The sequence below is a fragment of the Streptomyces sp. SYSU D01066-1 genome, from assembly GCF_054956795.1.
Genome location: NZ_JBUDHV010000032.1, coordinates 26,091 through 38,314 on the forward strand (window position 1 = coordinate 26,091; position 12,224 = coordinate 38,314).

Genomic DNA, 12,224 nt, shown 5'->3' on the forward strand with positions numbered 1-12,224 from the left:
GCGGTCAGCCGGCCCGCCCCTGGCGCAACTGCCGGAAGAAGGCCCGCACATCGCCCACCAGCGGTCCGGGCTGTTCCAGCGCCGCGAAGTGTCCGCCCCGGTCGAACTCCGTCCACCGCACCAGGTTCTCGGTGCGGTGGGCTCTGTGCCGCAGCGGGATCTGCGGATCGGCGGCGAAGGAGGCGACCGCGGTCGGCGCGGTGGACGGCTCGTGCGGGGCGGCGGCCCGGCCGGTGGCGTGCGCCCGCTCGTAGTAGAGGCGGGCCGACGAACCGGCCGTCCCGGTCAGCCAGTACAGCATCACGTTGGTCAGCAGCCGGTCGCGGTCCACCGCCTCCCGCGGCAGTCCGGCCGGGTCCGTCCACTCGGCGAACTTCTCCACGATCCAGGCGAGCTGTCCGACGGGGGAGTCGGTGAGCGCGTACGCCAGGGTCTGCGGCCGGGTGGACTGCTGCACGGCGTATCCGGTGCCCTCACGGGACCACGCCTCCCAGCGGCGCCACGACCGGAGGGTGCGCTCCCGCTCCGCGGGGCCGAGGGCGTCCAGTTCCGCGGCGGTCGGCTCGGTGGCCTGCTGGGCGCCGGGCAGCAGGTTGAGGTGCACGCCGATCACCCGCTCCGGATGGACCCGGCCCAGCTCGCGGGAGATCGCGGCGCCCCAGTCGCCGCCCTGCAGGCCGTACCGGTCGTAGCCGACGCGCCGCATCAGCTCGGCCCAGGCGTCGGCGATCCGGCCCGCCTCCCAGCCGGTGTCCGGGGCGGGCCCCGACAGACCGAACCCGGGCACGCTCGGCACCACGACGTGGAAGGCGTCGGCCGGGTCGCCGCCGTGCGCGGCCGGATCGGTCAGCGGTCCGACCACGTCGAGGAACTCGGCGATCGACCCCGGCCAGCCGTGGGTGATCACCAGCGGCGTGGCGTCCGGCTCGGGGGAGCGGACGTGGGCGAAGTGCACGTTGGCGCCGTCGACGGTGGTGGTGAACTGCGGCCACGCGTTCAGCTCCGCCTCGGCGGCCCGCCAGTCGTAGTCGTGGCGCCAGTACCGCACCAGTTCCCGCAGGTGGTCCCGCGGCACCCCGTACGCCCAGCCGGCGCCGGCGGGCTGGTCCGGCCAGCGGGTGCGGTCCAGGCGGTCGTGCAGGTCGTCGAGGTCGCGCTGCGGGACGTCGAGGCGGAAGGGACGGAGGGCGCCGTCGTCGGCGGGCGGGAAGGAGAGCACGGCGGGATCGTAGGCACACGGGCCGGCCCCGGTCGAAGGGAATGCCAGGCGGCCGATGAGTTTCCGGCCCCGCGCCGGTCGACACAGACGACCGCGTTCCACGCGCCCAGGAGGTACCGATGACCAGCGACGGATTCACCACGTGCCTGTGGTTCGACGACCAGGCCGAGGAGGCCGCCCGGTACTACGTCTCGGTGTTCGAGGGCTCCGGCTCCCGCATCGGCCGGATCACCCACTACCCCGAGGGGGGCCGCCGCCCCGCCGGCGCGGTGCTCACCGTCGACTTCACCGCCAACGGGCAGAAGTTCGTCGCGCTCAACGGCGGACCGGAGTTCACGTTCACCGAGGCGGTCTCCTTCCAGGTCGCCTGCGAGACCCAGGAGGAGGTCGACCACTACTCGGCCCGGCTGACCGAGAACGGCGGCGAGCTGGGTCCCTGCGGCTGGGTGAAGGACCGGTTCGGGCTGTCCTGGCAGGTCGTGCCGCGCCGGCTCCTCGAAATGTTCGCCGACCCCGACCCGGCGAAGGCCGCCCGCGCGAACAAGGCGATGGAGTCGATGCGCAAGCTGGACGTCGCCGCCCTGGAGAAGGCCTTCGCCGGGGAGGCGCCGTGACCGGCGGCACCGCCGCCCGGGGCGAGACGCCGAAGGGCACGGACATTCCCTGCCTCCCGGCCGTCGCCTCCCGCCGTTGAGCCCCAGGTACCCGGCGCCAGGGCCCCGGCCGGGGGCCGCACCCGGCCATGGCATCATCGAGCCCATGCGTGAACGTGTTGTGGCCGCGTGCGACGGGGCCTCGAAGGGCAACCCCGGCCCGGCGGCCTGGGCCTGGGTCGTCGCGGACGAGAGCGAGACCCCGGACCGCTGGGAGGCCGGCCCGCTGGGGCGGGCCACCAACAACGTCGCCGAACTCACTGCGCTGGAGCGGCTGCTGGCCGCGACCGACCCGGCGGTGCCGCTGGAGGTCCGGATGGACTCCCAGTACGCGATGAAGGCGGTCACCACCTGGCTGCCCGGCTGGAAGCGCAACGGCTGGAAGACCGCCGCCGGCAAGCCGGTCGCCAATCAGGAACTGGTCGTCCGCATCGACGAGCTGCTCGCTGGCCGCTCGGTCGAGTTCCGCTACGTACCGGCCCACCAGGTCGACGGGGACCGGCTCAACGACTTCGCGGACCGGGCCGCCAGCCACGCGGCCGTCGTCCAGGAGGCGGCGGGCAGCACCCTGGGCTCTCCCGAGCCGCCGCCCGCGCCGGACACCCCGGCCAAGGCTCCACGCGGACGATCAAGGCCAAGTTCGCCGGGCGCTGCCTGTGCGGACGCTCCTACGCGGCCGGCGAGTCCATCGCCAAGAACGACAAGGGCTGGGGCCACCCGGAGTGCCGCACGGCGGCGGCCGGGTAGCGGCGGAGCGCGTCACACGACGCCGCGCCACGCCCCGGTCTCGTGGCCGCGCTCCTCGATGAAGTGCTTGAAGCGCTCCAGGTCGCCCTTGGTCTGCCGTCGCACGACCCCGAGCTTGTCACCCACCTTCTCGGTGACGCCCTCCGGCTGGAACTCCATCTGGAGCATCACCTTGGTGTGATCGTCGTCGAGGCGGTGGAAGGTGACCACCCCCGCCTGCTGGGCCTCACCGGCGACCGTGGTCCACGCGACCCGCTCGTCCGGGATCTGTTCGGTGATCCGCGCGTCGAACTCCCGGCGCACCCCGTTCACGTTCGTCACCCAGTGCGTCAGGGTGTCGGTGCGCTGCTCGATGCGTTCGACCCCGCTCATGAACTCGGGGAAGGACTCGAACTGGGTCCACTGGTCGTAGGCGGTGTGGACCGGCACGCCGACCTCGATGGATTCCTCTACCTGTGACATCAGGCACTGCCTCCTTCGGCTTTCGTCGGGTGGACCGACCGAGTACCCGTGGCCCGTGGGGCGAATCTCCTGATCGGCCGGCAATCGGCTGTTCCTCTGCGGACCAAGTGGCCTTTTTGTGGCGCTCCGGGAGGGTCTGTGAAGATCGCCTGCGTGGGCGGCGGGCCCACCGGGCTGTATCCGTCGATCCTGTCGAAGAGGGACGCCCCGACCCGGACATCACCGTCCACGAACGCGGTCCGGAGGGCTCCGCCCACGGCCGGGGCGTCACTTATTGGCGCCCTCCGCTCGACAGGCTCCACCGTCACGGCCCCGAGTCGGCGCGCGCCGACGAAGAGCACGCGGTGACCTGGCGGGACGGCGTCGCCCACGGCGGAGCGCTGACGGCACGCCACCGGGGCGGCCCCGGCCACGGGATCGGGCGGCACCGGCTGCTGGAGGTCCCCGCCGCCCGCGCCCGCTCGCCCGGGGCGCGAGTGGAGTACGGGCACGGAATCACCGTCGGCCGGCCGCCCGCCGCCGACCTGGCCGTCGCGGCCGACGACGTGGACGGCGCACTGCGCCGGGCAGAGCGCCGGCTGGACCCGAAGACGGCACGCGCCACCCGGACCAGGGCCCTCGCCGAGGCCGGCGGATGACAGACTGACGCCATGGAAGAACGCTCATTCGACAGGTCGGGTCAGCACGCCTCCGTGATCGGTCTGGGCACCTGGCAGCTGGGCGCCGACTGGGGTGACGTCGACGACAAGGAAGCCCGGGCGGTACTGGAGGCGGCGGCCGGATCCGGCGTGACCTTCTTCGACACCGCCGACGTCTACGGCGACGGCCGCAGCGAGCGGGCCATCGCCGCGTTCCTGCGGAGCCGGCCCGGTGTGCGCGTCATGGTCGCCACCAAGATGGGGCGCCGCGTCGAGCAGGTGCCGCGGAACTACGTCCTGGACAACTTCCGCGCCTGGACCGACCGCTCCCGGCGCAACCTCGGTGTCGACGTCCTCGACCTGGTCCAGCTGCACTGCCCGCCGACCCCCGTCTACTCCTCGGACGAGGTGTTCGACGCCCTGGACACCCTGGTGGCCCAGGAACGGATCAAGGCCTACGGCGTCAGCGTGGAGACCTGCGCCGAGGCGCTCGCCGCGATCGCCCGGCCGAACGTCACCAGCGTCCAGATCATCCTCAACCCGTTCCGCGTGAAGCCCCTGCGCGAGGTGCTCCCGGCGGCCCGGCAGGCCGGTGTCGGGATCATCGCCCGGGTGCCGCTCGCCTCCGGTCTGCTGTCGGGCAAGTACACCCGCGACACCGTCTTCGCGGCCGACGACCACCGCACCTACAACCGGCACGGCGAGGCCTTCGACCAGGGCGAGACCTTCTCCGGCGTCGACTTCGCGACGGGGGTCGAGGCCGCCGCCGAGTTCGCCGCGCTCGCCCCCGAGGGATACACCCCGGCCCAGCTGGCGCTGCGCTGGATCGTCCAGCAGCCCGGCGTGACCACGGTGATCCCCGGCGCCCGTTCGCCCGAGCAGGCCCGGGCCAACGCGGACGCCGCCGCGTTGCCCGAGCTGTCCGACGCCACGCTCGCCGCCGTCACGGACCTGTACGAGCGGCGCGTCAAGGACCAGGTCGAAGGCCGCTGGTAGCCGGCCCCGGCCGCCTCACGGCACCAGGTGGAGTTCCCGCTCCTGTTCCTGGTCGCCGGAGGCGGCGCCCTCGTCGTGGACCGTGAAGACGCGGGCCAGCGTCTCGCTCGCCGCCGTCACGGCCTGCGGCGTGCCCTGCACGGTGACGGTCACCGGGGCGGACAGCCGCGGGCCGGCCGCGGGCGCCCGGGAGGCGTCCGGGGCCGACGGGGAGCTGAAGGTGGCGGTGCGGACCGTGGCCCGGTCGTCCGCCGGAGGGTCGTCCGGGGCCCCGAACACGCCCTCCAGCGCGTGCACGACCGCCTGCGCGTCGTCGATCCCGCCGCCGCTGAGCGTCACGGTGAGCTGCGTGTCGGACATCCTTGGCGACCTCCTCGTACGGTGCTTCGGTCGCCGTCCGTGTAACCGGGCCCGGACCTCCCAAACGGAGAGCCCGGCCGCCGCCGTGTCTGCGCACGGAGAAGGCGGGAAGCTGTCAGGCACATCGTGACGACCGGGAGGACCAGTGGCGGACGCGGACGCGACGAAGCACACCGGCAGGCGCCGGGGGCGCGACGAGACCGAGGAGGAGCGCGCCGACCGGATGTGGACGGAACTCATCCAGGAGGTCCGGGTCGCGCAGACGGGCGTGCAGATCCTGTTCGGCTTCCTGCTGACGGTCGTCTTCCAGCCCAAGTACGAGCAGTTGTCCGACACGGACCGGAGCATCTACCTGGTCACCGTGGTCCTCGGCGCGGCCGCGACCGGTGCGCTGATCGGGCCGGTCTCCCTGCACCGGCTCGTCTCCGGACGGCGCGTCAAGCCCCAGGCCGTGCGCTGGGCCTCCCGGCTCACCCTGCTCGGCCTGGTGCTGCTGCTCGCCACGACGACCGCGTCCCTGCTGCTGATCCTGCGCGTCGCCACGCACGACGGCTTCGTGCCCTGGCTGGTCGCGGGCGTCGTGGCCTGGTACCTGCTGTGCTGGTTCGTCATCCCCCTGTGGACGCGCCACCGCCACACCTCGGGCTGAACCACCGGCTCAGCCCGCGTCGATGACCTCCGCCAGGAAGTCGTCGACGCGGAACTCCTCCCGGCCCGGGGGCACGACGGCGTACGTCTCCCGCAGGAAGGCCGCGACGGCCGGGGCCCAGGCGAACACCACGGCGTGATGACGGCCCCCGTCGGCGCGGGGGTCGCCCAGGAACTCCACGCGCAGTTCGTCCAGCGTCCCCCGCGACACGGGCCGCAGCCGTACGTCACCGATCCCGACCGGACGCAGCAGGCCCTCGGCCACCATCTCCCGGTCCAGCGCCCAGCGCGCCAGTACGTGACCGTCGTGGCTGAAGACCGCGGTCAGCGCGAACGGGTCCGCGGCGTCGTACTCGAGGTGGGCGAAGACGGGACAGCGCTCCGTCTCACCCGCCTGGAGCTGTACGACGAGCGTGTGGTGCACGGGGGGGTTCACGAAAGGGCCTCCGGAAAAGAACTTGCCTGGAACCCTGCGGGTACCCCCGTCTCGGGCACAATGCTCCGGCGTCCGGGTGATTGTTCCCGGGCGGCCGTGCTCAGGACCCGCCCAGTGCCTCGCGCAGCGCCGGCAGCAGGGTCTTCTCGGACCAGTCCAGGAAGGCCGCCTGGGAGTCGCCGCCGATCTGCACCAGCGCGATCTCGGTGAACCCCGCCTCGGCGTAGGGGCGCACCGCCTCCACGAAGGCGTCCGGGTCGTCGCCGCACGGGATCGACCCGGCGACGTCGTCCGGCGTGACGAACTGGGTGGCCGCCGCGAAGGAATCCGGGTGCGGCAGCTCGGAGTTGACCTTCCAGCCCAGGCCGAACCAGCGGAACTGGTCATGGGCGCGCTTGATCGCCGTGGACCGGTCGGGGTCGTACGACACCGGCAGCTGGCCCACCCGCGGCTTGCCCGCGCCGCCGTGCCGGTCGAAGGATTCCAGCAGCTCCGGCTTGGGCTCGGTGGCGATCACCAGGTCGGCGAACCGGCCCGCCAGCGCGCAGGACCGCTCGCCGGAGACGGCCATGCCGAGGGGCGGCGGAGTGTCGGGGAGGTCCCACAGCTTCGCGGACTCCACGTCGAAGTGCTTGCCCCGGTAGGTGACGTGACCGCCCTCGAAGAGCGCCCGGATGATCTCGACGGCCTCCTCGAACATCTCGTGCCGTACGTCGGCGGTCGGCCAGCGCCGCCCCACCACGTGCTCGTTGAGGTTCTCGCCCGAGCCGAGCCCCAGCCGGAACCGCCCCTCGGACAGCAACTGCATGGTCGCCGCCTTCTGCGCGACCACCGCCGGGTGGTACCGCAGGGTCGGGCACGTCACGTACGTCATCAGCGGGATGCGCCGGGTGGCCTGCGCCGCCGCGCCCAGCACGCTCCACGCGTAGGGGGCGTGCCCCTGAGAGCGCAGCCACGGGAAGTAGTGGTCCGAGGTGACCGAGAAGTCGAACCCGACCTCCTCGGCCCGGACCACGTGGCCGACCAGTTCACGGGGGCCGGCCTGCTCGGTCATCATCGTGTATCCGATTTGCACCATGTCCGCCGGGTCCCCCGCCGGGCCGCAAGGAAACGGCCCGGCAGGGGGACCCGGCGGACATGGTGCCGACGGCGGGGGAGCCGCCCTCGGCCCAGCCCTCAGCCCAGCCCGAAGCGGGCGGACCAGGCCGCCATGTCGGGGACCGTCGCGTTGCCCCCGCACACCACGAGCCCCAGCCGGGCCCCGTCGCCGACCCTCTCCCGTACCCGCCGGGCGGCGGGCAGCAGACAGCCGGCGGCCGGCTCGGTCCACAGCTTGGCGTGCTCGGCCAGTTCCAGCGACCCCTGTACGGCCTCCCGGTCGGACACCACGAGCACCTCGGTGACCAGCGCGCGGACATGCTCGTAGGTGAGCCGCGAGACGGCCGGGGCGCTGAGGGTGGAGACGATCGACGACAGCTCGACCGGCAGCGGTCCGCCCGCCGCCAGCGCCCGGGACATCGCCTCGGCGCCCTCGGTCTCCACGCCCCACACCCGTACGTCCGGACGGGCGGCCCGCAGCGCCGCCGCCACCCCGGCGATCAGCCCGCCGCCCCCGATGCTCACCAGCACGTCGGTGAGGTCACCGGCGTCGGCGGCCAGCTCCAGGCCGACGGTGCCCTGCCCGGCGATCACCACGGGGTCGTCGAAGGGGTGCACCGGGGTCAGCCCCTCCTCGCCCAGCCGGCCGGCGAGCGCGAACGCCTCGGCCATGCCGTCCGCCAGCCGCACCGACGCGCCCGCCTCCTCGGCGATCCGTACGGAACGGGCGGGCGCCGAGCGCGGCATCACCACGGTGGCCTTCACATCGAGGCCGGCGGCCATGACCGCCAGCGCGATGCCGTGGTTGCCGCCGCTGACCGCGACCACCCCGGCGGCCCGCTCCGCCTCGCCCAGCGACAGCAGCTTCGCCACCGCGCCGCGCGCCTTGAACGAACCGGTGCGCTGGAGCAGTTCCAGCTTGGTGGTGACCGGAACCCCGAGCAGCGTGGACAGCCCGGGAGCGGACACCGTCGGAGTACGCAGGACATGTCCGGCGATCCGCTCCGCGACGGCTTCGACCTCTTCAATACCGATCAAACTCATTCGATTCCGATCACGTGCGCGAGGGGGGCCGCTCAGTGCTGCTGGGCCTTCTGCGGGGTCGTCTCGCTGGGCCGGACCACGACGTACCCCTGGCCCTGGAGCATCAGCTGGACGGCCTCACCGGAACCGCCGCGCAGCATCGAGCCGATGGACTGGGAGCGGTGCAGCGAGGTCTGGAGCCCGGCGGTCCAGCCGACGACCGCGTCCGTGTCGACGTACACCGGGTACTGCGGGGAGACCGGGATGACCAGCGGGGTGCCCTCGCACACCAGCCCCAGCCTGCCCTGGCCGGTGAAGACGCTGTTGAACAGGCCGCCCCCGCTGATGCCGGCGCCCTTGACGGTGGCGATGCGGTACGACAACGAGGCGTCGAAACACAGGACGTTGCGGCCGTTGACCGTGAACTCGTCGCCCTGGTCCACCTCCACGACGAAACAGTTCTGCGCCTCGTGGGCGAACCACGCCTCGCCCTGCCCGCGCACCGCCATCAGCGGCAGGCCCTCACCGGTGACGGCGCGCTTGAGCATGCCGCCCACGCCCTGGCCCTTGCGCTCGAACTGGAGGTTGCCGCGGTAGGCGACCATGGCGCCCTGGCGGGCGAGCATCTCGCCGTTCACCGCGTAACGGATGCATTTGGAGTTCTCGACGGTCATGCCCGGCGCCTGGGCGGGCTGGACCATGTGCTCACTGGTAAAGAGGTCACCCTTCATGCGGGCATCCTGTCCCGGACCGGCCCCATTCGCCAAGATCGGGTTCAGCCCCCGAACAACTGCGTCCAGTACGTGCCCGCCCGGCCGCCGCCGGCCAGACCGATCCCGATGTGGGTGAAGTCGGTTCCCATGATGTTGGCGCGGTGGCCCGGGCTGTTCATCCAGCCCTCCACCACGGCGGCCGGGGAGCGCTGCCCGCAGGCGATGTTCTCGCCGATCGCGCCGTGCGCGGCACCGGCGGCGACGGCCCGGTCCCGGGGGCCGCCGCCGTCGGGGGAGGTGTGGGAGTAGAAGTCCCGGGCCACCATGTCCGCGCTGTGCGCCTGCGCGGCGGCGGTCAGCCGCGGATCGGCGGCCAGCGGCCGCAGCCCCGCCGCGGCCCGCTCCCGGTTGGTGAGGGCGACGACCTCGGCGCCCGTCCGGGCCAGGCCGGCCGCGGTCAGCGGCGAGGCCCACAGCACGGTCCAGTAGGTGTCGCCCGCGGGCCCGCCGGTGACGCGGGCCAGGCCGACGTGGGTGTGGGCCGGGTCGTGCAGGGTGCGCCGGGCGCCCTCGGTCCTGAGGCAGTACGCGATGAACTCGCCCGGGGTGCGCGGCCCGGACACCAGGTGCTCGCCGACGGTCAGGTAGGCGTATCCGGCGGCGAGGACGCGCTGGTAGACGGAGACGCCGTCCCGGGTCTGCACGCTCAGCGTGCCCGCGGCGGCCATCGCCGAGGCGTGCGCGCGGGCGGCGGCGGTCAGCCGGGCGTCGAGCACGACCGGCGGGGAACCGACGGCGGCCCGGGCGCAGGCGGCCTCCCGGAGGAAGCCGCCGTCCTCCAGGACGGGGGCCGGACCGTCGCCCAGCGCCGAGTTCGCCGCGGCGCCCGCCGGCGGGGCCTCGTCGACGACGTCCACCCCGAAGTCCCGGGCCAGTCCGGCCAGTCCGTCGGCGTAGCCCTGCCCCAGGGCCCGCAGCTTCCAGCCGTCGCCGCGCCGGTAGAGCTCCGCGAGCAGCAGCACCGTCTCGCGCGCCGGGCGCGGCGGTGTGAACCGGGCCAGGTCGCGCCCGTCCGCGTCCGTCACCCGCAGCGTGGGGGAGGGCAGCGTGCTCAGCTCGGTGTCCGGGTCGGCGGCGCTGACGGCGACCGTCACCCGGGTCGCGCCGGTGCGCAGGGCGCGCGGGTCGACGGTGAGCGCGTCGTCCCGCAGCCGGACGCCGGGGGCCTGAGGCTGGTTGTAGAAGACGAAGTCGCCGTCGCCGTCGACCTTGCCGCCGTCGCCGGTGACGAGCGCGGACACGTCGAAGCCGCCCGGTACCCGCACCTGAACGGGACCGCCTGGCAGGGGGAGATTTCCGCCCGGGACCAACTCGTTCATGACACCGCCCTGTCGTCGGGTGCACGCTCCGGTGGGGGTGCCGGGTGAACGGGCGGAACGGCGCGGGGGTTCCCGCCGGGGCCGCTCCCGACGGCGAGGGCCGGCCGGGGTGACGGCCGGTCCTCGGGGAGGCCGGCCGGCGGGGCGGGCGCGATCCCGGCGGCGGGGCGGCGCACGGAAGCCGTCCCCCTCGGGCCGGTCGTCGCCACCCCCGGGACCGGTCGCCCCGTCCGGCACCGGCGCGGCGCGCGCCCGGGGCGACCGGCCGGGCGGCCTCGGGCGCCCGGCCGACGGGCCGGGGCACGACGGACCCGGCCGGTCCTCGGCGGTCCCGGCGTCCGGCACCGGGACGAGGGACAGCACCGGCGGCCGGTCCGGCTCCGGCCGGATCCCGTGCGCCCCCGGAAGCCGTCCCCACCACCGGGCCGAGCGCCCCGGCCCACCAGCGGCCGGGCGCCTTTGGAGGGGCCCGGCCGGTGATCGCCCGTCCCCGCTCCGGTGCCGTGACGGGCGGGTGCGTAAGGAAGACTGGCAGCGCACGGCATCACCACGACGCAGGGAGGAACCGCATGACGCGCCCGATCACGGCAGGGGTGGACGGATCGGAGGAGAGCCTGGCGGCACTGGCCTGGGCGGCCCGGCAGGCCGTCCGGCACGGGGCGGCGCTGCGCGTGGTGCACGTCTGGCGGTTCGAGCCGGAGGCGGTGGACCGGGCCGGGGACCGGGACGCGCAGGAACGGTGGGTGCGCCAGACGCTGGCCGAGGCGGTGGGCACGGTGACGGCCCGCCACCACGGCCTGGACGTCACCACCGACGTGGTGGCGGGCGACCCGGTGGAGACCCTGGTCGCCGTGGCGGCCGACACCGGGGTACTGGTGCTCGGTTCACGCGGCCACGGGGCGGTCCTCGGCTTCCTGCTGGGCTCCGTGGGCCAGCAGGTCATCGCCGAGGCCACCCGGCCCGTCGTCCTGGTCCGTGCCGGTGACCGCCCCTCCGACGAGGTGGCCGGGCACGAGATCGTCGTCGGCCAGCAGGGCGAGGCGGAGGACAGCGCCGAGGTGCTGCGGTTCGCGTTCGAGGCCGCCGCCGCCCGCGGGGCCACCGTACGGGCGGTACGGGCCTGGACCCTGCCGCCGCTGTTCTCCTACAGCCCCGCCTCGCTCAAGCTGCTGGACGACGCCGGGGGCCTGGAGCCCTACGAGCGCAAGGCGCTGGCCGAGGCGCTCAGGCCGTGGCGGGAGCGCTTCCCCGACGTGCCGGTGGTCGAGCACGTGGAGATGGGCAGCGCCGGGCAGGTCCTGCTGTCGGTGGCCGGGGGCGCCCAGCTGATGGTCGTCGGCCGCCGTGCCCGCCGCTCGGCCGTCGGCGCCCGGATCGGTTCGGTCGCCCACGGGGTGCTGCACCACGCCGGGTGCCCGGTGGCCGTCGTGCCCCACGCGTGAGCCGGTCCTCGGCCGTGGGCCAAAGCGTCTCGCGGGCCGTGGGCAGGACGTTCGCGATGTGGTCCCGGACGGCGGTGTCCAGCCCGATGTCGTGCCGGGCCCGCTCGGAGGCCGGCCCGTCCGGGAACGGTCCGGCCGGTGCTCCGGTGACAAACCCGCCGCTCGCGTTCCCGTACGGCGACGGCGGCGACGGTGACATCGCGCCGACTGGGACGGGGACGCGATGCCCGTTCACGACCGGTCAAGGAGGAACTGTGGTCTCCTTTTGTGTTGATTGCTTCATCAGGATTGAATTATTTTCCGGTTACGGCTCATCGGTTTGCGGGCGGGTATAACGGGCGATGTGCATGGCTGGTGGATATTCCACCGGTACAGGGGGTGGCGGTTGATGATGACGACGCCTGTGGGAT

12 protein-coding genes and 2 pseudogenes are annotated in these 12,224 nt (G+C 73.9%); 6 read left to right on the plus strand and 8 right to left on the minus strand.

The window, feature by feature from the left end; translation table 11 throughout:
* Nucleotides 1–4: 4 nt before the first annotated feature.
* Nucleotides 5–1,219 carry an epoxide hydrolase family protein gene (locus tag ACY1JF_RS24530; protein ID WP_462707399.1) on the minus strand — a complete coding sequence of 405 codons (1,215 nt, stop codon included), beginning with the start codon at nt 1,217–1,219 and terminating at the stop codon, nt 5–7.
* 119 nt (nt 1,220–1,338) lie between these two features.
* Here ACY1JF_RS24530 and ACY1JF_RS24535 point away from each other — a divergent pair, with 119 nt between their 5' ends.
* Together ACY1JF_RS24535 and ACY1JF_RS24540 are read left to right on the plus strand one after the other, a co-directional pair.
* The gene (locus ACY1JF_RS24535) at nt 1,339–1,833 is read left to right on the plus strand and encodes a VOC family protein (protein ID WP_462707400.1); all 495 of its coding nucleotides are present in this window, start codon (nt 1,339–1,341) and stop codon (nt 1,831–1,833) included.
* A gap of 133 nt (nt 1,834–1,966) precedes the next feature.
* Nucleotides 1,967–2,619, plus strand: a pseudogene (locus ACY1JF_RS24540) (ribonuclease H family protein).
* 12 nt (nt 2,620–2,631) lie between these two features.
* Here the strand turns inward: ACY1JF_RS24540 and ACY1JF_RS24545 are convergent.
* Nucleotides 2,632–3,081: an SRPBCC family protein gene (locus ACY1JF_RS24545; RefSeq protein WP_462707401.1), complete on the minus strand. Its 450-nt coding sequence runs from the start codon at nt 3,079–3,081 to the stop codon at nt 2,632–2,634.
* 138 nt (nt 3,082–3,219) lie between these two features.
* Between ACY1JF_RS24545 and ACY1JF_RS24550 the strand changes: the two are divergent.
* Both ACY1JF_RS24550 and ACY1JF_RS24555 read left to right on the plus strand, forming a co-directional pair.
* Nucleotides 3,220–3,644 (plus strand): annotated as a pseudogene (locus tag ACY1JF_RS24550) (FAD-dependent monooxygenase); the annotation flags it as partial.
* An 87-nt stretch (nt 3,645–3,731) separates the two neighbouring features.
* Nucleotides 3,732–4,715 (plus strand): aldo/keto reductase, encoded by a 984-nt coding sequence (locus ACY1JF_RS24555; protein ID WP_462707402.1) that lies wholly within the window; start codon nt 3,732–3,734, stop codon nt 4,713–4,715.
* 15 nt (nt 4,716–4,730) lie between these two features.
* Here ACY1JF_RS24555 and ACY1JF_RS24560 read toward each other — a convergent pair whose 3' ends face one another.
* On the minus strand, nt 4,731–5,075 hold the full coding sequence (locus ACY1JF_RS24560) for a hypothetical protein (RefSeq protein ID WP_462707403.1): 345 nt from the start codon (nt 5,073–5,075) through the stop codon (nt 4,731–4,733).
* 223 nt (nt 5,076–5,298) lie between these two features.
* Between ACY1JF_RS24560 and ACY1JF_RS24565 the strand changes: the two genes are divergently transcribed.
* Entirely contained in the window at nt 5,299–5,724 is a 426-nt protein-coding gene (locus ACY1JF_RS24565; protein ID WP_462707448.1) for a DUF6328 family protein, read from the plus strand.
* Nucleotides 5,725–5,733: 9 nt separating this feature from the next.
* Here ACY1JF_RS24565 and ACY1JF_RS24570 read toward each other — a convergent pair whose 3' ends face one another.
* The 5 genes from ACY1JF_RS24570 to ACY1JF_RS24590 all read right to left on the minus strand — a co-directional run bounded on the left by ACY1JF_RS24570 (nt 5,734) and on the right by ACY1JF_RS24590 (nt 10,372).
* Nucleotides 5,734–6,159, minus strand: coding sequence for an SsgA family sporulation/cell division regulator (locus ACY1JF_RS24570; RefSeq protein WP_462707404.1), 426 nt, complete (start codon nt 6,157–6,159; stop codon nt 5,734–5,736).
* Between the two features lie 100 nt (nt 6,160–6,259).
* Nucleotides 6,260–7,237 (minus strand): LLM class F420-dependent oxidoreductase, encoded by a 978-nt coding sequence (locus ACY1JF_RS24575; RefSeq protein ID WP_462707405.1) that lies wholly within the window; start codon nt 7,235–7,237, stop codon nt 6,260–6,262.
* 98 nt (nt 7,238–7,335) lie between these two features.
* Complete coding sequence (locus ACY1JF_RS24580; protein ID WP_462707449.1) at nt 7,336–8,295, minus strand: threonine/serine dehydratase; 960 nt, start codon at nt 8,293–8,295, stop codon at nt 7,336–7,338.
* Between the two features lie 38 nt (nt 8,296–8,333).
* The gene (locus ACY1JF_RS24585) at nt 8,334–9,011 is read right to left on the minus strand and encodes an AIM24 family protein (protein ID WP_462707406.1); all 678 of its coding nucleotides are present in this window, start codon (nt 9,009–9,011) and stop codon (nt 8,334–8,336) included.
* A gap of 44 nt (nt 9,012–9,055) precedes the next feature.
* A complete protein-coding gene (locus tag ACY1JF_RS24590; protein ID WP_462707407.1) occupies nt 9,056–10,372 on the minus strand; it encodes a CAP domain-containing protein in 1,317 nt (438 codons plus the stop codon).
* Between the two features lie 569 nt (nt 10,373–10,941).
* On the opposite strand from ACY1JF_RS24590, the gene ACY1JF_RS24595 reads away from it, so the two are divergent.
* A complete protein-coding gene (locus ACY1JF_RS24595; protein WP_462707408.1) occupies nt 10,942–11,814 on the plus strand; it encodes a universal stress protein in 873 nt (290 codons plus the stop codon).
* The last annotated feature ends 410 nt before the right edge of the window (nt 11,815–12,224 follow it).